At 62.1% G+C, this 17,341-nt stretch carries 16 protein-coding genes; 4 read left to right on the top strand and 12 right to left on the bottom strand.

Annotated features, from left to right (window positions below):
• Positions 1-32: 32 nt before the first annotated feature.
• From DNK50_RS16905 to DNK50_RS16890, 4 genes are read left to right on the top strand one after another with little or no spacing between them, the layout of a single operon-like run.
• Positions 33-800 (top strand): SDR family NAD(P)-dependent oxidoreductase, encoded by a 768-nt coding sequence (locus DNK50_RS16905; protein WP_099582997.1) that lies wholly within the window; start codon positions 33-35, stop codon positions 798-800.
• Positions 801-810: 10 nt separating this feature from the next.
• The gene (locus tag DNK50_RS16900) at positions 811-1,995 is read left to right on the top strand and encodes an acetyl-CoA C-acyltransferase (protein WP_112195280.1); all 1,185 of its coding nucleotides are present in this window, start codon (positions 811-813) and stop codon (positions 1,993-1,995) included.
• A gap of 12 nt (positions 1,996-2,007) precedes the next feature.
• Entirely contained in the window at positions 2,008-3,135 is a 1,128-nt protein-coding gene (locus DNK50_RS16895; protein WP_099582994.1) for an acyl-CoA dehydrogenase, read from the top strand.
• An 11-nt stretch (positions 3,136-3,146) separates the two neighbouring features.
• On the top strand, positions 3,147-3,920 hold the full coding sequence (locus DNK50_RS16890; protein ID WP_112195278.1) for an enoyl-CoA hydratase: 774 nt from the start codon (positions 3,147-3,149) through the stop codon (positions 3,918-3,920).
• A 332-nt stretch (positions 3,921-4,252) separates the two neighbouring features.
• Here DNK50_RS16890 and DNK50_RS16885 read toward each other — a convergent pair whose 3' ends face one another.
• The 12 genes from DNK50_RS16885 to arnC all read right to left on the bottom strand — a co-directional run bounded on the left by DNK50_RS16885 (position 4,253) and on the right by arnC (position 17,258).
• Entirely contained in the window at positions 4,253-5,404 is a 1,152-nt protein-coding gene (locus DNK50_RS16885) for an acyl-CoA dehydrogenase family protein (protein ID WP_112195276.1), read from the bottom strand.
• A 3-nt stretch (positions 5,405-5,407) separates the two neighbouring features.
• Positions 5,408-6,511: an enoyl-CoA hydratase/isomerase family protein gene (locus DNK50_RS16880; RefSeq protein ID WP_112195274.1), complete on the bottom strand. Its 1,104-nt coding sequence runs from the start codon at positions 6,509-6,511 to the stop codon at positions 5,408-5,410.
• A gap of 142 nt (positions 6,512-6,653) precedes the next feature.
• Positions 6,654-7,364, bottom strand: coding sequence for an HPP family protein (locus DNK50_RS16875; RefSeq protein ID WP_112195272.1), 711 nt, complete (start codon positions 7,362-7,364; stop codon positions 6,654-6,656).
• A gap of 163 nt (positions 7,365-7,527) precedes the next feature.
• Positions 7,528-7,674 (bottom strand): hypothetical protein, encoded by a 147-nt coding sequence (locus tag DNK50_RS28950; protein ID WP_177411615.1) that lies wholly within the window; start codon positions 7,672-7,674, stop codon positions 7,528-7,530.
• Between the two features lie 284 nt (positions 7,675-7,958).
• A complete protein-coding gene (locus tag DNK50_RS16865) occupies positions 7,959-9,581 on the bottom strand; it encodes a glycosyltransferase family 39 protein (RefSeq protein ID WP_099582984.1) in 1,623 nt (540 codons plus the stop codon).
• A 3-nt stretch (positions 9,582-9,584) separates the two neighbouring features.
• Entirely contained in the window at positions 9,585-10,964 is a 1,380-nt protein-coding gene (locus DNK50_RS16860; protein ID WP_112195269.1) for a UDP-glucose/GDP-mannose dehydrogenase family protein, read from the bottom strand.
• Positions 10,961-11,362: a 4-amino-4-deoxy-L-arabinose-phosphoundecaprenol flippase subunit ArnF gene (gene arnF / locus DNK50_RS16855; protein ID WP_099582980.1), complete on the bottom strand. Its 402-nt coding sequence runs from the start codon at positions 11,360-11,362 to the stop codon at positions 10,961-10,963. Before arnF ends, DNK50_RS16860 begins: the two co-directional genes overlap by 4 nt.
• Positions 11,359-11,706 (bottom strand): 4-amino-4-deoxy-L-arabinose-phosphoundecaprenol flippase subunit ArnE, encoded by a 348-nt coding sequence (gene arnE, locus DNK50_RS16850; protein ID WP_112195267.1) that lies wholly within the window; start codon positions 11,704-11,706, stop codon positions 11,359-11,361. Before arnE ends, arnF begins: the two co-directional genes overlap by 4 nt.
• Positions 11,703-13,358: a lipid IV(A) 4-amino-4-deoxy-L-arabinosyltransferase gene (gene arnT, locus DNK50_RS16845; protein ID WP_112195265.1), complete on the bottom strand. Its 1,656-nt coding sequence runs from the start codon at positions 13,356-13,358 to the stop codon at positions 11,703-11,705. Before arnT ends, arnE begins: the two co-directional genes overlap by 4 nt.
• Positions 13,355-14,239, bottom strand: coding sequence for a 4-deoxy-4-formamido-L-arabinose-phosphoundecaprenol deformylase (arnD, locus tag DNK50_RS16840; RefSeq protein WP_112195263.1), 885 nt, complete (start codon positions 14,237-14,239; stop codon positions 13,355-13,357). Before arnD ends, arnT begins: the two co-directional genes overlap by 4 nt.
• Positions 14,239-16,230 (bottom strand): bifunctional UDP-4-amino-4-deoxy-L-arabinose formyltransferase/UDP-glucuronic acid oxidase ArnA, encoded by a 1,992-nt coding sequence (arnA, locus tag DNK50_RS16835; protein ID WP_112195261.1) that lies wholly within the window; start codon positions 16,228-16,230, stop codon positions 14,239-14,241. Before arnA ends, arnD begins: the two co-directional genes overlap by 1 nt.
• Complete coding sequence (gene arnC, locus DNK50_RS16830; RefSeq protein ID WP_112195259.1) at positions 16,227-17,258, bottom strand: undecaprenyl-phosphate 4-deoxy-4-formamido-L-arabinose transferase; 1,032 nt, start codon at positions 17,256-17,258, stop codon at positions 16,227-16,229. The genes arnA and arnC overlap by 4 nt, the downstream gene beginning before the upstream one ends.
• Positions 17,259-17,341 lie beyond the last annotated feature (83 nt).

Here is a 17,341-nt window from a genome sequence, read left to right as displayed (position 1 = left end):
CGTTACTTGGTCCATCGTTCAAGGAAACAATGATGCAGATTGAAAACAAGGTTTTTCTGGTCAGCGGCGGCGCCTCAGGCCTTGGCGCGGCCACCGCTGAGATGCTCGTCGCCGCTGGCGCCAAAGTGATGCTGGTGGACCTGAACGCCGAGGCCGTGGCGGCCAAGGCCCTGCAGTTGGGTGATAACGCCCGCAGCAGCGTGGCCGATATCAGCCAGGAAGCGGCTGCCGAAGCTGCCGTGCAGGCCACCGTCGCGGCGTTTGGCGGTTTGCACGGGCTGGTTAACTGCGCTGGTGTGGTGCGCGGCGAAAAAATCCTCGGCAAGAACGGCCCTCACGGTCTGGCGAGCTTCGCCCAGGTGATCAACGTCAACCTGATCGGCAGCTTCAACCTGTTGCGCCTGGCCGCCGCCGCCATTGCCGAGACCGAAGCGAATGCCGACGGTGAACGCGGCGTCATCATCAACACCGCTTCCGTCGCTGCGTTTGACGGGCAAATCGGTCAAGCCGCGTATGCGGCGTCCAAGGGCGCAATCGCCAGCCTCACACTGCCCGCCGCACGTGAGTTGGCGCGTTTCGGCATTCGCGTAATGACTATCGCCCCCGGCATCTTCGAAACCCCGATGATGGCCGGCATGACCCCCGAAGTACGCGACTCCCTTGCCGCCGGCGTGCCATTTCCGCCACGCCTGGGCAAGCCTGCCGAATACGCCGCACTGGTGCGGCACATCATTGAAAACAGCATGCTCAATGGCGAGGTGATCCGCCTCGACGGTGCCTTGCGCATGGCTGCCAAGTAAGGAGTGCTTCATGACTGATCCCATCGTGATTGTCAGCGCCGTACGCACGCCCATGGGCGGGTTCCAGGGCGACCTCAAGGGCTTGACCGCACCTCAGCTCGGCGCGGCCGCGATTCGTGCGGCGGTCGAGCGTGCCGGTATCGCCACTGACGCCGTGGATGAAGTGCTGTTTGGCTGCGTACTCCCCGCTGGCCTGGGCCAGGCGCCGGCACGGCAAGCGGCGTTGGGCGCCGGGTTGGATAAGTCCACCCGCTGCACCACCCTTAACAAGATGTGCGGCTCGGGCATGGAAGCGACGATCCTGGCCCATGATTCACTGCTGGCCGGCAGCGTCGATGTGGTGATTGCCGGCGGTATGGAGAGCATGTCGAACGCGCCGTATCTGCTCGACCGCGCCCGCAGCGGCTACCGCATGGGCCACGGCCGCGTCCTGGACCATATGTTTCTCGATGGCCTGGAAGACGCCTACGACAAGGGCCGTCTGATGGGCACCTTCGCCGAAGATTGCGCGCTGCATAACGGCTTTACCCGCGAAGCGCAGGACGCTTTCGCCATTGCGTCGCTGGCCCGCGCCCAGGAAGCGATCACCCACGGCAACTTCGCGGCCGAGATCGTGCCGGTGCAGGTCACTGTCGGCAAAGAACAAAAAACCATCCTGCACGACGAACAACCGCCCAAGGCCAGGCTGGACAAGATCGCCAGCCTCAAACCCGCCTTTCGTGAAGGCGGCACGGTGACAGCGGCGAACTCCAGCTCGATTTCCGACGGCGCCGCGGCGCTGTTACTGATGCGCGAGTCCCAAGCGCACCAGCGTGGGCTCAAGCCGTTGGCGATCATCCACGGGCATGCCGCCTTCGCCGATGAGCCGGGGCTGTTTCCGGTAGCGCCGGTGGGCGCGATTCGCAAGCTGATGAGCAAGACCGGCTGGAGCCTGGATGAGGTGGATCTGTTCGAGATCAACGAAGCCTTCGCGGTGGTGAGCCTGGTGACCATGAGCAAGCTGCAAATCCCCCACGCCAAGGTCAATATCCACGGTGGCGCGTGCGCGCTGGGCCATCCGATCGGCGCCTCCGGCGCGCGCATCCTGGTGACCTTGCTCTCGGCCCTGCGCCAAAAGGGCCTCAAGCGAGGCGTTGCCGCAATCTGCATCGGCGGTGGTGAAGCCACGGCCATGGCCGTTGAATGCCTGTATTAAGGACTGCCCCCCATGCTGCCCAATGACGAACAACTGCAAATCAGCGACGCGGCCCGGCAATTTGCCCAGGAACGCCTCAAACCCTTCGCCGCCGAGTGGGACCGCGAGCACCGTTTTCCCAAGGAGGCCATCGGCGAAATGGCCGAACTGGGCTTTTTCGGCATGCTGGTGCCGGAACAGTGGGGCGGTTGCGACACTGGCTACCTGGCCTACGCCATGGCGCTGGAAGAAATCGCCGCCGGTGACGGTGCCTGTTCCACCATCATGAGCGTGCATAACTCGGTGGGTTGCGTGCCGATCCTCAAGTTCGGCAACGACCAGCAAAAAGCCCAGTTCCTCACGCCGCTGGCCAGCGGCGCCATGCTGGGAGCCTTTGCCCTGACCGAACCCCAGGCCGGCTCTGACGCCAGCAGCCTGAAAACCCGCGCCCGCCTGGATGGCGACCACTACGTGTTGAATGGCTGTAAACAGTTCATCACCTCCGGGCAAAACGCCGGGGTGGTGATTGTGTTTGCCGTCACTGACCCCGCAGCGGGCAAACGCGGGATCAGCGCGTTCATCGTGCCCACCGATTCGCCGGGCTACAGCGTGGCGCGGGTCGAGGACAAGCTGGGGCAGCATGCGTCGGACACCTGCCAGATCCTGTTTGAAGACCTGAAGGTTCCGGTGGCCAACCGTTTGGGCGAGGAGGGCGAAGGCTACAAGATCGCCCTGGCCAACCTTGAAGGCGGCCGCGTGGGCATCGCCTCGCAATCGGTGGGCATGGCCCGCGCCGCATTTGAAGCGGCCCGGGACTACGCCCGCGAGCGCGAAAGTTTCGGCAAGCCACTGATCGAACACCAGGCCGTTGCCTTCCGCCTGGCCGACATGGCCACGCAAATTGCCGTGGCCCGGCAAATGGTGCATTACGCCGCCGCCCTGCGCGACAGCGGCAAGCCAGCGCTGGTGGAAGCGTCCATGGCCAAGCTGTTCGCCTCGGAAATGGCCGAGAAAGTCTGTTCGGCTGCCTTGCAAACCCTGGGCGGTTACGGTTACCTGAGCGACTTTCCTCTGGAGCGGATCTACCGCGATGTGCGGGTCTGCCAGATTTACGAAGGCACCAGCGATATCCAACGCATGGTCATCTCACGCAATCTCTAAGGAGCCGATACATGAGTTACGAAACCATTTTGCTCGACGTCCAGGGCCGCGTCGGACTGATTACCCTGAACCGTCCGCAAGCCCTGAACGCGCTGAATGCGCAACTGGTCAGTGAGTTGAACCAGGCGCTGGATGGCCTGGAAGCCGATCCGAAAATCGGCTGCATCGTGCTGACCGGTTCCAAGAAAGCCTTTGCGGCCGGCGCCGACATCAAGGAAATGGCCGAGCTGACCTACCCGCAGATCTACCTCGATGACCTGTTCAGCGACAGCGACCGCGTGGCCAACCGCCGCAAACCGATCATTGCCGCCGTGAACGGCTTTGCCTTGGGCGGCGGTTGCGAACTGGCGCTGATGTGTGACTTCATCCTGGCGGGCGACGGCGCCAAGTTCGGTCAGCCGGAAATCAACCTCGGCGTCCTGCCGGGCATGGGCGGCACCCAACGCCTGACCCGGGCCGTGGGCAAGGCCAAGGCTATGGAAATGTGCCTGACCGGGCGCTTTATCGATGCCGTGGAAGCAGAACGTTGCGGCATTGTTGCACGCATCGTGCCGGCCGATGAGCTGTTGGATGAAGCCCTGAAAGTCGCCACCCTGATCGCCGGCAAGTCAGTGCCGATCAGCATGATGGTCAAGGAAAGCGTCAACCGCGCGTTTGAAGTGAGCCTGTCCGAAGGCGTGCGCTTTGAGCGCCGGGTGTTCCATGCGGCCTTCGCGACGCTGGATCAAAAGGAAGGCATGGCGGCGTTTGTGGCCAAGCGTGCGCCGGAGTTCAAAGACAGATAAGCGTGTGGGGGCGGACGTATTGACACCCTGCGATCTGCGGGGGCGCCAACGCAGCCTCGCTTGCGCTCGACAGCTGCTTGCCCGGTGAGAGCAGAGGACTCTCAAAGGCTTATACATAACTCTGTGGTGAGCGGGCTTGTCCCGCGCTGGGCTGCGAAGCAGCCCCATCAAAGCCACCGCGTTTTTTCAGAAAACCCAAGTTGCCTGGTTTTGGGGCTGCTTCGCAGCCCAGCGCGGGACAAGCCCGCTCACCACAACAGCCCAGTTGCCATAGGCTCAGCATCCACGGGAAGTTATGTAGATACCTATGCCGGTGAGGGTGCGTGAGTCGGTCAGAGCTGGTAGTGCTTGAGCTCCCTGGCAATCACCATCCGCTGAATCTCGCTGGTCCCTTCGTAAATCTGCGTAATCCGCGCATCCCGGTAGTAACGCTCCACCGGGTAATCCTCCAGGTAACCGTACCCGCCATGTATCTGCATGGCTGACGAGCAGACCTTCTCCGCCATTTCCGAGGCAAACAGCTTGGCTTGTGACGCTTCCGACAGGCACGGCTTGCCGGCACTGCGCAGGCGGGCGGCGTGCAGGATCAGCAGGCGGGCGGCGTTGAGGCGGGTTTGCATGTCCGCCAGCAGGTTGGCCACGCTCTGATGTTCAATGATCGGCTTGTCGAACTGCACACGGTCACGGGCGTAGGCCAGCGCCGCTTCAAACGCCGCGCGGGCGATACCCAAGGCCTGGGCGGCGATGCCGATGCGTCCACCTTCCAGATTCGACAGCGCTATCGCCAGGCCTTTACCGCGTTCGCCCAGCAGGTTGGCTTCCGGGACCGTGCATTGGTTGAGGGTCACCGCGCAGGTGTCAGACGCACGAATACCCATCTTGTGTTCGGTACGGTCCACCACAAAACCCTGGGTGTCGGTGGGCACCAGGAAGGCGGAGATGCCTTTCTTGCCCAGGCTCGGGTCAGTCACGGCAAAGACGATGGCCAGCTTGGCGCGTTTGCCGTTGCTGACGAATTGCTTGGCGCCGTTGATCACCCACTGGCCTTCACGCAGCTCAGCGCGGGTGCGCAGGTTATGGGCTTCGGAACCGGCCTGGGGTTCGGTCAGGCAGAAACAACCAATCGCCTGGCCACTGGCAAGCTGGGCCAGCCAGGTTTCCTTCTGCGCGGTTGTGCCGTAGTTGAGGATCGGCCCGCAACCCACTGAATTGTGGATACTCATCAGCGCGCCGGTGGCGCCATCGCCGGCGGAAATCTCTTCGACTGCCAAGGCATAGGCCACGTAGTCGACGTAGGTGCCGCCCCATTCTTCCGGGACCACCATGCCCAACAGGCCCAGTTCGCCCATCTTGGCGACCAGGTTGTCGTCGATCCAACCGGCTTTTTCCCAGGCTTGGGCATACGGCGCGATTTCACCCCGCGCAAAGTCGCGCGCCATGTCGCGAATCATCACTTGTTCTTCTGTGTATTCAATGTCTTGCATGATTTATCTCGCAACCTGCTCGAACTGTTGGAAGAAGCTTTCGACATGGGCCGCCGCCAACCCATGCAGGGTGGGCGGGTTCCAGCGTGGGGTCTTGTCCTTGTCGATGATCAGGGCACGCACGCCTTCGATCAGGTCGCCGCGCTCGAACCATTGACGGTCCAGGTGCAACTCAAGGGCAAAACATTGTTCCAGCGTCAGCCGGCGGCCCTTGCGCAGCATTTGCAAGGTGACGGCCATGGCCAGGGGGGACCGGGTCTGCATCAGGTGGGCGGTGTTGAGCGCCCACTCATGGCTGTCGGCAACAGTGACGGCTTGTAATTGCTCGACCATGCTGGGTACATCCGGCAAGCCGAAGAAATGGTCTATCGCCGGGCGCAAGGCCGCCAGCGGCGCATCGGGCAGTTGCTGCACCGCAAGCTTTGCCAGCAGGCCTTGCAAGTCTTTGAGGGGGGAGTCGTGCCAGCGCAGGTGGTCGAGTTTCTGGTCCAGTTCGTCCAACTTCGCGCTGTCGAGGTACCAGTCGGCCAACCCGCAATACAGCGCATCGGCAGCACGGATCTGCACGCCGGTAACGCCGAGGTAGATCCCCAGTTCGCCCGGAATGCGCGGCAGAAAATAGCTGCCGCCCACGTCGGGAAAATAACCGATGGCCACTTCCGGCATGCCCAGCCGGCTGCGCTCGGTGACCACACGCAAATCCGCACCTTGCACCAGGCCCATGCCGCCGCCCAGGACAAAGCCGTCCATCAGGGCGAGTACGGGCTTGCGGTAGTGGTGGATCGCGAGGTCGAGGGCGTATTCCTCGACGAAGAACTCTTCGTGCAGGGTGTCGCCGTTCTTGAAGCTGTCGTACAGCGAGCGAATATCGCCACCCGCACAGAAGGCCTTGTCGCCAGCGCCGCGCAGGACCACGGCGTAGACCGACGGGTCGTCTGACCAGGCCTGCAGTTGCCGGGTCAGGCTGCGAACCATGTCCAGGGTTATGGCGTTTAAACCGGCGGGGCGGTTGAGGGTGAGGTGGCCGATATGGTTGCGGACGTCGGCGAGTACCTCTTCCTGAGGTGTATCGGCACGGCTTGCTTCGGATGAAACCTGAGCAGTCATCTCTAACTCCCTGCTTTTATTGTTCTTTATCAAGATGTTCGCGGACGAACCTTCTCGCGATCCTACCAGCGCAAATTTGCGCAGTACAACCCGGAATCATGCAGGTGGTTGTTGCATTTATGCAGGGTGGCTGTGGCCTCGGTCAGGGCGTGCGATTGGCCAGCACTTCGCCGATGCTGCGACGGCGCGCGTGGGTTTCGGCCGCGTGAATCAGTTGCTCAAGCTCTGCAGGTGCCACATCGTAGAACTGTTCCATTTCGGCGAGGGCCAGCTTCAAGTCGACGGCGGTCACGGCAGGGTCCGGAGCCGCATTGGCGTTATTCAAAACGATTGACGGTGACTCGACAGCGCCCTTGGGATAGCGCGTGCGCGTGGCATTGTTATAGGCCAGGGCACAGGCCAACAGCGCGCCGGCGCCGAGCAGCACGGCGCCCAACTCATGCCAGCCCAGCGCCGCAGAGGCCGGGTCGGCCAGCACCAGCGTCATGGCCAGGCCACCGGCGGGTGGGTGCAGGCAACGCAGCCAGCACATCAATACCACCGACATGCCCGCCGCCAGGCAAGCGCCGCCCAATGTGCGCCCGAGCACGCGCGCAACCAGCAATGCCACAACGGCGGCGCACAGGTAGCTGCCGATGATCGACCAGGGCTGCGCCAGCGCACCGGACGAGACCGCAAACAACAGGACTGCCGAGGCCCCCAGCGGGCCAAGCAGGTGCAACGCGACCTCCATGCCAAACACCTGGGCACAGAGCCAGACACTGAACAGTGTGCCCAGGGCCATGCCAATGGCAGCACGGCTCCATTCGGAGGGACGGGTATTGATTGCAGCGGGGAACCAGCGAGCGAGCATTGAACAGGAATCCATAAACGGCGGGCAAAAAAAAGGCTTGTCTGGTTGCCCGGAAAAGCCCTCTGAAAGTTCCTGCATTTGGGGGAGGAACCTGCGCAGTGTGCCGTGCCCTATAGCGCAGCGCCAATGCATATTAGTGAGGTTTTAATACAAAAATAATGAACTAGACGCGAATGCACTGGGTATTGGGCTTTCCCAGAACGCGGTTATCGGTGTCTTCATTGAACAGCTGCTTCTGCAGGTTTTCCTGCATGCCAGGTTCACCGGCCAGGGGGCCTTTTAGCGCGACGAGGGCATTGCGCAGCGCCATCAGTCGATCCAGCGGCGGAATCGGCAGGTAGCCGATATGCACTTCATCGCGGACCAATGAGGCAGGGGTATTCAGTAAATGATGATTTGGCACGGCATTGTCCTCTCACGAAGCGAGCCGCAGCAGGCGCTGCGCCTTCTAGCGTCCTTGTAGTTATTCATGGCCAGTGGCGGTAGATACTTAACGCACCTGGCGATCGAGTTTAACGTTGGGGTTCGGACGTAGGAAAGTGATATGACACCAGCCTTTACGTATAGGTGCGTAGGAGGTTTCCGCGTGGCAACTCAAGGCTGCGTGGGTTTGACCAGGTGCAGCAGCACATAGGGGTTGCGGTCGAACTCACCGGTCAAGGTCGGCGTGAGAGTGGCAAAGCGCGGATCTTTGAGACCTTCAAAGTCCACCTGACTCATCACCAGCCAGGCCGGGCCTTGCAGGGGCGTCAGGTCGGCCGCCTGTTGGGTGAACAACGGCACCTGGTCGCAGTCAAGGTTGACCATGTATTTAATGGCCTTGGCGTCTTTGCCCAAGCCGTGCAATACCACGGGGGCGCGCTGTTGCATCACCTGCTGGTGAACCCGCAAGGTAAATGTGCGAGTGTCATAGACACTGCGCTCCAGCGGTTCGACCACCAGAATGTACGTGGACCACACTGCCAACACCGCCGCAATGGCCGGACCCACCGGCCGCAGGCGAGGCGCGCACCACGCCGACAGTGCCACTGCCTGCAGGACGCCCAGCACACCTAACATCAGCCCCAGCTGGCTCAGCTGTTCCGGGTAGCGTGGGCGGGCGAACAGCAGGCCGGCGATCAACAGCGCGGGCAATAGCGTCCATATAACCAGCATCAGCCCGCGCAACCAGGCAAACAGCCGCCCGTGCGCGGTAGAGAAGGGATACGCCGCAATAATCGCCGCCATGGGCAGCATCGGCAGTACATAGCGCGCCTTCTTCGCCTGAGGAATCGACAGGCCAAGCAACACCAGCAAGGCCGCTGCGGCGCAGTACAGCACCAATTGCACGGCCGGGTCAGGTGTGCGCCGCCCGCTGATTGCTACAGCCAGCAGCACCAACAATGCCAACGGGTAGGCCAAGGCGTAATTGCCCAAAGAGCTGGTGAAGTAATACAGCACGCCGCTGGAACCTTCGCTGCCATCCATGCGCCCGAGGAACTGCATGCGGATCACGTCCTGCATGAAGCCCTCACCGCCACTGAGCTTGGCCATCAGCAACAGCAGGCCGACACACGCCACCAACAGCGCCAGGGCCACCAGGCCGAAGCTCACCAGTTGGCGCCATTGCCGGTTGATCAGGTAATAGCTGCACAGCACGCCGGTAGGCACCACCAGGCCAATCGGGCCGCGTATCGCAAACCCCACGATCAAGAGCAGGAACAGCCAGTGCAGGCGCTTGTCGGCAGCGAAGTGGTCGTGGGCGTAACCGAGGTAGAACACCGTCAAGGTGATGGCGGCGAGCATCTGGTCCAGGGAAACGGCGCGGGTTTCGCTGATAAACGTGGTGCTCAACAGCAACACCGCAATGCTCAGCAGGCCCCAGCGCTGGGAGTAGGGCGCCGTCAGGCGATACACCAGAATGACGATCACTGCCGAGGCCAGCGAAGTCGGCAGCCAGGCGGTGAGGCTGGTGACCTGGCCCAAGGGCAGCGACAACAGCCAGGTCATCAGCGTCGAGGTGGCCAGATAATCGGCATACGGCTGGCCGTAAGTGGTGGGGAAAAAGCCCGGCCCATGGCGCAGCATTTCCTGGGCGAACAGCACGAAGCGTGAGTCGAACCCGATAATCGCCTGGTGCCAACTGCCGGCGATAAACAGCAATAACGCCAGCAATCCCAAACCGAGGGATTGGCGGCGGATCGTGGTACTCAGCAACGGCAGTTGGGCTGTGTTCACGTATCAGGCTTCCACGACCTGCGGCATCCACTGCTGCTGCGGAATCGGCAACTGGCACGAGTCGCCCCGGCCAATCGGGAAATACTGGAAGCCCTTGCGCGACAGGCGTTCGCCGTCGTACAGGTTGCGGCCGTCGAAGATCACCGGGGTTTTCAGGCGCTGGTGGATCAGGTCGAAATCAGGGGCCTTGAACTGCTGCCATTCGGTGCACACGATCAACGCATCGGCGCCCACCAGGGTGGACTCCGGCGTACCCATCAGCATCAGCCGCTCTTCGTCGCCGTAGAGGCGCTGGGTTTCCTGCATGGCTTCCGGGTCGAAGGCGCGTACGTTGGCGCCCGCCGCCCACAGCGCTTCCATCAGCACGCGGCTGGGTGCATCGCGCATGTCGTCGGTGTTGGGTTTGAAGGCCAGGCCCCACAGGGCGAAGGTCTTGCCGCGCAGGTTGCCCTGGAAGAACGCATTGATGCGCTCGAACAGCTTGCTCTTCTGGCGTTGGTTGATGGCTTCCACGGCTTCCAGCAGGTCGCTGGAGCAGTTGGCCTGTTTGGCGCTGTGGATCAAGGCGCGCATGTCCTTGGGAAAGCACGAGCCGCCGTAGCCGCAACCGGGGTAGATAAAGTGATAGCCGATGCGCGAGTCGGCACCGATGCCCAGGCGCACGGCTTCGATGTCCGCCCCCAGGTGCTCGGCCAGCTCGGCGATCTGGTTGATAAAGCTGATCTTGGTGGCCAGCATGCAGTTGGCGGCGTACTTGGTGAGTTCGGCGCTGCGCAGGTCCATGAAGATGATGCGGTCATGGTTGCGGTTGAACGGCGCGTACAGATCGCGCATGACCTCGCGGACTTCTTCGCGCTCGCAGCCGATGATGATGCGGTCCGGGCGGCGGCAGTCAGCAACCGCCGAGCCTTCCTTGAGGAATTCCGGGTTGGAGACGATATCGAACTCCAAGTGGCGACCCGCGACGTGCAGGGCTTTTTCGATGTGGGCGCGCAAGGTGTCGCCGGTGCCCACGGGGACGGTGGATTTTTCCACCAGAATGACCGGGGCCACCCGATGACGAGCCACGGCATCACCCACCGACAGCACGTATTTCAAGTCGGCCGAGCCGTCTTCATCCGACGGCGTGCCGACGGCGATAAACAGCACTTCACCGTGTTCGACGGCGAGCTTTTCATCAAAGGTGAAATGCAGGCGCCCGCTTTCCAGGTTCTCCTTGACCATCGCGGCCAGCCCCGGCTCGAAGATGCTCACATGGCCTTGCTGCAGCAGCTTGACCTTGTTTTGATCGACGTCCATGCAGATCACATCATGACCGACTTCGGCTAATACGGTGGCCTGTACCAGGCCGACGTAACCACTACCAAATACACTGATTTTCATGGGGCATTCCTGGGGCTTGTAGCACTGGCACGACGAGAGTTGATGATCAGCACACCGAGGATGACAAGCGCCACCCCCAGGGTTTTTGAAACGGAAAAATGTTCGTTGAACACCGGCAGGCTGGCCGCCAGCAGGTACACCAGCGCGTAGCTGATGCTCAGCAGCGAATAGGCGCGACCCAGTGGCAGGTGCTTGAGTGCGCCGAGCCAGCAGAGCATCGACAACGCATAGGCGCAGATCGCCAGGCTCACCACGCCAAGGGCGCCCGGATCAATGCGGGCCGTGAGCCATTCGTTGGGCAGCGGCAAGCGCGTCATGCTCCAGCGCATGCCCAACTGGGCGGCGCTGACCAGGCCGACGCTGCCCAGGGCCAGGGCGAAGCCTTGAGCCCGGCTCATACCTGGCGCCCCAGCAGCACGACGCCGGCAATCACCAGCAGCACACCCAGCCAGTGACGACGGTCGATGGTTTCATGGAACACAAACCGCGCCACCAGGGTGACCAGCACGAAATTCAGGCTGAGCATGGGGTAGGCGATGCCGACTTCCAGGCGCTGCAACACCAGCAACCACACCAGCAGCCCCAGGCCGAGGCTCACCAGCGCCGCCCACAGCCACGGTGAGCGCAGTTTCAGTGCCCAGCCGTCGGGCTGGTCGCGCCAGCCTTCTACAGCAAATTTCTGTGAAACCTGGCCCATACAGGTGAGCAGGCAGGCCACCAGTAACAACAGCAGGGTGATCACGGCGCCACCTGCGGGAAGATCAGAATCATCAGATTGCCTTGCTCATAGCGCTGACCGTCAGTGGGCAGCAATGCAACTTCGGCAATTTCATCGTCACCTTTAACGCGCATCACCACACCCACCGCACCTTTTTTGCGGGCGTCGCTCATCCACTGCTGGACTTGCCGGGTATCCACCTTGTGATGGGCTGCATCCGGATAAGCGAGGCCGTACTTCACTTCGCCGATTGTGTTGTAGAGCGTCACGTCCGGCCGCTGCAAGCGCCACGACAGCGCCGAGGCCGCACCCAGGTCATTGCTCAGCAACGCGGTGGCCGGCTGTAGCTCCTGCAGGTGATCGATGATGAATTGATCCGGCGTCTTGTTGTAGACCACGGAGTGCGGCAGTGCGGCCGGCAGCAGGGCAACCATCAGCCAACTGCCCAGCGCCGGTGCCGCCCACAGGTGCAGCGGCCGTGCGGCCTGCAACAGGTTGACGATGATCCAGCTGAACAGAAAGGCAAACACCAGCACCAGGCTGAGGGTTTCCTCGCCGTGTGCGTACACCGGCTTTTTCAGTTGAACCCACGTCAGCGCCAGTAATACCGCGACGCCAATCAGCAGGTTCAGCCAACCGTTGATCCGCAGCACACGGCCACGGCCGGCAGCGAGTTTGTCCGCCAGGGTCGAGCCCATCAGCAGGGCCAGGGGCAGCAGGCACGGCATGATGTAGGACGGCAGCTTGCCTTTGGCCAGGCTGAAGAACGCCAAAGGCATCAGCAGCCACAGCAGCACGAAGCCGATTTTTGCACTGCGCTTGTCCTGCCACGCCTGTTTGAGCGTTGACGGCAGCAGGGCCACCCAAGGCAGGCAAAACGCGACCAGCAGCGGCAGGTAATACCAGAACGGCTCGGCGTGCTGGGCATCGTCGCCGGCAAAGCGCTGGATATGCTCGTGCCAGAAGAAGAAATTCCAGTAGTCCGGCTCTTGCAGGTGCACAGCCAGCGCCCAAGGCAGGCTGACCACAATCGCCACCACCACGGCAACCACGCCGAACTTGAGTAACTCGCCAAAGCGTTTCTGCCAGATCGCGTAGGGCAGGGCGATCAACACCGGCAGCAGCCACGCCAGGAAACCCTTGGTCATAAAGCCCATGCCACAGGCAAAGCCCAGCAACGCCCAGGCGCCCAGGCGGCCATTACGGGTGGTGCTGTCGAAGCAGAACCACAAGGCCACGCCGGTCAGGTTGACCCAGAAGGTGAACTGCGGGTCGAGGTTGGCATAGCCGCCCAACGCCGCGATGCTGACAAAACTCATGTACAGCACGCTGCTGACCAGGCTCTTGTGCGGGTCATTCCACAGCCGACGCGACACCAGGTACACCAGCAGGATGCTCAGGCCGGTACTCAGGGCCGAGGCGAAGCGAACGCCAAACAGGTTCTGCCCGAAGATCGCCTGGCCCAGCGCGATCATCCAATACCCCGCGGCGGGTTTTTCGAAGTAACGAATGCCCATGAAGTGCGGCGACGCCCACTTGCCGGTCAGCAGCATTTCCTGACTGATCTGCGCGTAGCGGGTTTCATCCGGAATCCACAAGCCATGGGTGACCAGCGGCAGCAGGTAAAACACGCCGAATGCCAACAGGAGCAGGGGCAAGGCCCAGCGGCGGATCATGCCTGCTGTACTCCCAGCCAACCCTCGCGGCCGCTCAAGGCGCCGCGTACCAACTGTTGCTGGGGCAGGGTGGTCACGTCCGCAGGCAACAAATCGCCCAGGGGGGTGAAGTGGATGCCGCGCTGCCCAGCCTGGGCAAGCAACTGGCGAAAGTCATTGGCCATCAGAATCCCTTCTACTTCTGCGTGGATTGTGTAGACGTTGAGCTTCGACTCGGCAAACCGGTCGAGGATGAAGCCATTGAAGTCTTTGGCAGCCACCACCGGCCCGACGACTTCGTCGAAGGTCGGCAGGTCCACCGGAATTTGTGGGGTGCCCGCGCTGCCATCGGCCAAGGTCGGTCGAAACAGGCTGGTACCTCGGCAATCACTGTTATAGCGAAAGTTGAAACCTTGCTTGGCTTGCACCACGCGCTCATCGGCACGCCAACCGGCGGCCGCCGAGCAATCGACGCGTTCACCCAGGATGTCGCTCAGGGTGTCGACGCCACGCCGGACCTGCTCGACCAACTGTGCCTCGCTCCAACGCCCGGTATTGGCCTGCCAGCCGTGGTGATCCCAGGCGTGCAGGCCGACTTCATGCCCGGCGGCCTTGGCCTGGCGCATCAGGTGCCCCAGGTCACGGCCAATCGGCTTGCCTGGCCAGGCGGTGCCGGCCAGCAGAATATCCAGGCCATACAGGCCAACGGCGTTGGAACGCAGCATCTTCCACAGAAATTGCGGGCGGATCAGGCGCCACAAATGGCGCCCCATGTTGTCCGGCCCGACACTGAAGAAGAACGTCGCCTTGACCCCGGCTTCATCCAGGGTTTCGAGCAGCTGCGGCACACCTTCACGGGTGCCACGGTAGGTGTCGACGTCAATGCGCAAGCCAGCCTTCATTACTTTTTGTCCGCGATTTCGAGCATGGCTTCACGCAGGAAGAAATCCAGGGTGTTGCCGATGGTTTCGCTCATTTCCACGGTCGGCTCCCAGTTCAGCAGGCGCTTGGCGTTTTCGATGCTTGGCTTGCGGTGTGCCACGTCCTGGTAACCGGTGCCGTAGAACGCCTTGCTCTCGACGTCGCGGAAACCGGCGAACGGCGGGAAGTTGCCGCGCAGCGGGTGAGCTTCGAACTGACGCAGCAGCTCTTCGCCCAACTGGCGGATGCTGGCTTCGTTTTCCGGGTTGCCGATGTTGATGATCTGGCCGTTGCACGCATCGTTGTCGTTATCAATGATGCGGGCCAGGGCTTCGATGCCGTCGGCGATGTCAGTGAAGCAGCGCTTCTGCTCGCCGCCGTCGAACAGACGGATCGGCGTGCCTTCCACCAGGTTCAGGATCAGTTGGGTGATTGCACGGGAGCTGCCGATACGCGCCGAATCCAGGCGGTCGAGGCGCGGGCCCATCCAGTTGAACGGACGGAACAGCGTGAAGTTCAGGCCCTTGGCGCCGTAGGCCCAGATCACGCGGTCCAGCAGTTGCTTGGAGACCGAGTAGATCCAGCGCTGTTTGTTGACCGGGCCGACCACCAGGTTGGAGGTGTCTTCATCGAAGTACTGGTCCTGGCACATGCCATAGACTTCGGAGGTCGACGGGAAGATCACGCGCTTGTTGTACTTGACGCAGTAGCGCACCAGCTTGAGGTTTTCTTCGAAATCCAGCTCGAACACGCGCAGCGGGTTGCGGGTGTATTCGATCGGCGTGGCGATGGCCACCAGCGGCAGGACCACGTCGCACTTCTTGATGTGGTACTCGATCCACTCGGTGTGGATGCTGATGTCGCCTTCCACGTAGTGGAAGTTGGGGTGGCTGCGCAGGCGCTCGATGGCGTCGGAGCCGATGTCCAGGCCGTAGACTTCGTAACGGTCGTCACGCAGCAGGCGCTCGGACAGGTGATTACCGATAAAGCCGTTGACGCCCAGGATCAGTACGCGGGTGCGGCGCGGCGTGCGGCCGGACTCGGCGCCGCGCAGCACGGAACCGTCCACCAGGCCCAGTTCATTGGCCAGGGAAGGACCGGCCAGGTACAGGCCGTTGTCGTTGCGCTGGCCGAACTTGACCACCAGGGAGTCTTCACCGCAAGCGATGCGCAGCGGGTTGACACTGATCACACGGCCCGGCGCCAGGCCTTCGTTGCCCTTGACCACATCGGCTTGCCACACGATCAGCTTGTGCTCGCCCACAGCGCAGAAGGCGCCCGGATACGGTTGGGTCACGGCGCGAACCAGGTTGAACAGGGTTTCGGCCGGTTGTTTCCAATCCAGCTTGCCGTCTGCCGCGGTGCGGCGACCGAAGTAAGTGGCTTGGCTTTCATCCTGTGCGGTTTCGGTCAGCTTGCCTTGGGCCAGTTGCGGCAAAGCATCGCGCAGCAGGTTGCTGGCTGCTTCACGCAGCTTGGCGTGCAGAGTGAGGCCGGTGTCGCTGCGGTCAATGGTGACTTTCTGTTGGGCGAGGATCGCGCCGGCATCGGCACGCTTGACCATGCGGTGCAGGGTCACGCCGGTTTCGGTCTCGCCGTTGACCAGTACCCAGTTGGCCGGCGCGCGACCACGGTATTTGGGCAGCAGCGAGCCGTGCAGGTTGAACGCGCCTTTGCTGGCGGTGGCAAGCAAAGGCTCGCTCAGCAGGTTGCGGTAGTAGAAGGAGAAGATGTAGTCCGGGTTCAGCTTGGCGATGCGCTCAATCCACAAGGGATGGTTGGCGTCTTCCGGGGCATGTACCGGGATGCCATTGCGGGCGCAGAGTTGGGCGACGGAGCCGTAGAAGTTGTTTTCCTTGGGGTCGTCGGCATGGGTAAACACGGCAGCAATTTCGTAGCCGGTATTGAGCAGCGCTTCAATGCCTGCACACCCAATATCGTGGTACGCGAATACAACAGCTTTTGAACTCATGACTGGACCTGATCGGCAGAAGTGGAAGTATGGGAAGACGCCAGGCCGTCAACGACGACCATGGGAGCCGGTGCTGCCGGTTGGTTGCGCAGCACTTTTTCGATAAAGAAACGGGGGCGGGCGCGCACATCGCTGTACATGCGGCCCAGGTATTCACCCAAGAGGCCCATGCCAATGAACTGGCCGCCGGTGAACACGAACAGCACTGCGAACAGCACGAACAGGCCGTCGCCCGCCCAGTCGGCACCGAAGGCCAGGCGCAGGACGATCAGCGCGAAGGCGAACAGCATGCCCAGGGCCGCCAGGCTGAAGCCGACAATGGACAGCAGGCGCAAAGGGGTGGTGGTCATGCAGGTCAGCAGGTCGAACATCAGGCTGATCAGGCGCATGGCGCTGTATTTGGACTCGCCGTGCTCACGCTCGGCGTGGTGCACCAGGATTTCGGTGGTGTGGCGCGCGAAACCGTTGGCCAGGATCGGGATAAACGTACTGCGCTCGCGGCAGGCGAGCATGGCATCGACGATAGTGCGGCGGTAGGCGCGCAGCATGCAGCCGTAGTCCGTCATGGCCACGCCGGTGGAGCGCTGCACGGCAAGGTTGATCAGGCGTGACGGCCAGCGGCGAAACGCCGAGTCCTGGCGATTGTTGCGTACGGTGGCCACCACGTCGTAGCCGAGGGCGGCTTGTTCCACCAGGCGCGGGATTTCTTCGGGCGGGTTCTGCAGGTCGGCGTCGAGGGTAATCACCACTTCGCCCCGGCACTGTTCGAAACCAGCCATGATCGCCGCATGCTGGCCGTAGTTGCGGTTGAGGATCACGGCCACTACGTGGCTGCCGTCTTCAGCTGCAGCGTCTTCGAGCAGTTGGGCAGAATTGTCACGGCTACCGTCATCCACCAGGATGATTTCGTATTCGTAGGCCAGTTGCTTGCAGGCTGCGGTGGTGCGACGCAGCAATTCGGGCAGGCTTTCTTCTTCGTTGTAGACCGGGATAACGACCGACACGCAATGAATAGGGTAGGGTTTCAAAGAATCATGACCTCGGGGTAAGTACAACTTGGCGCGTGAAAACAGCAGCAATCATTGGGCGAAAAGGCAGCCCGCTGATAAAA

It is taken from the genome of Pseudomonas sp. LG1E9 (assembly GCF_003290225.1).
In the GTDB taxonomy this organism is placed as follows: Bacteria; Pseudomonadota; Gammaproteobacteria; order Pseudomonadales; family Pseudomonadaceae; genus Aquipseudomonas; species Aquipseudomonas cyclaminis.
The sequence above is the reverse complement of the archived record's forward strand: the minus strand, read 5'-3'. Positions and strand labels throughout refer to the sequence as shown.

Bases quoted from the DNA above. Each gene is read 5' to 3' on its own strand.
- DNK50_RS16905 (WP_099582997.1), top strand. From the start codon at position 33: ATGCAGATTGAAAACAAGGTTTTTCTGGTCAGCGGCGGCGCCTCAGGC.
- DNK50_RS16900 (WP_112195280.1), top strand. From the start codon at position 811: ATGACTGATCCCATCGTGATTGTCAGCGCCGTACGCACGCCCATGGGC.
- DNK50_RS16895 (WP_099582994.1), top strand. From the start codon at position 2,008: ATGCTGCCCAATGACGAACAACTGCAAATCAGCGACGCGGCCCGGCAA.
- DNK50_RS16890 (WP_112195278.1), top strand. From the start codon at position 3,147: ATGAGTTACGAAACCATTTTGCTCGACGTCCAGGGCCGCGTCGGACTG.
- DNK50_RS16885 (WP_112195276.1), bottom strand. From the start codon at position 5,404: ATGCAAGACATTGAATACACAGAAGAACAAGTGATGATTCGCGACATG.
- DNK50_RS16880 (WP_112195274.1), bottom strand. From the start codon at position 6,511: ATGACTGCTCAGGTTTCATCCGAAGCAAGCCGTGCCGATACACCTCAG.
- DNK50_RS16875 (WP_112195272.1), bottom strand. From the start codon at position 7,364: ATGCTCGCTCGCTGGTTCCCCGCTGCAATCAATACCCGTCCCTCCGAA.
- DNK50_RS28950 (WP_177411615.1), bottom strand. From the start codon at position 7,674: ATGGCGCTGCGCAATGCCCTCGTCGCGCTAAAAGGCCCCCTGGCCGGT.
- DNK50_RS16860 (WP_112195269.1), bottom strand. From the start codon at position 10,964: ATGAAAATCAGTGTATTTGGTAGTGGTTACGTCGGCCTGGTACAGGCC.
- arnF (WP_099582980.1), bottom strand. From the start codon at position 11,362: ATGAGCCGGGCTCAAGGCTTCGCCCTGGCCCTGGGCAGCGTCGGCCTG.
- arnT (WP_112195265.1), bottom strand. From the start codon at position 13,358: ATGATCCGCCGCTGGGCCTTGCCCCTGCTCCTGTTGGCATTCGGCGTG.
- arnD (WP_112195263.1), bottom strand. From the start codon at position 14,239: ATGAAGGCTGGCTTGCGCATTGACGTCGACACCTACCGTGGCACCCGT.
- arnA (WP_112195261.1), bottom strand. From the start codon at position 16,230: ATGAGTTCAAAAGCTGTTGTATTCGCGTACCACGATATTGGGTGTGCA.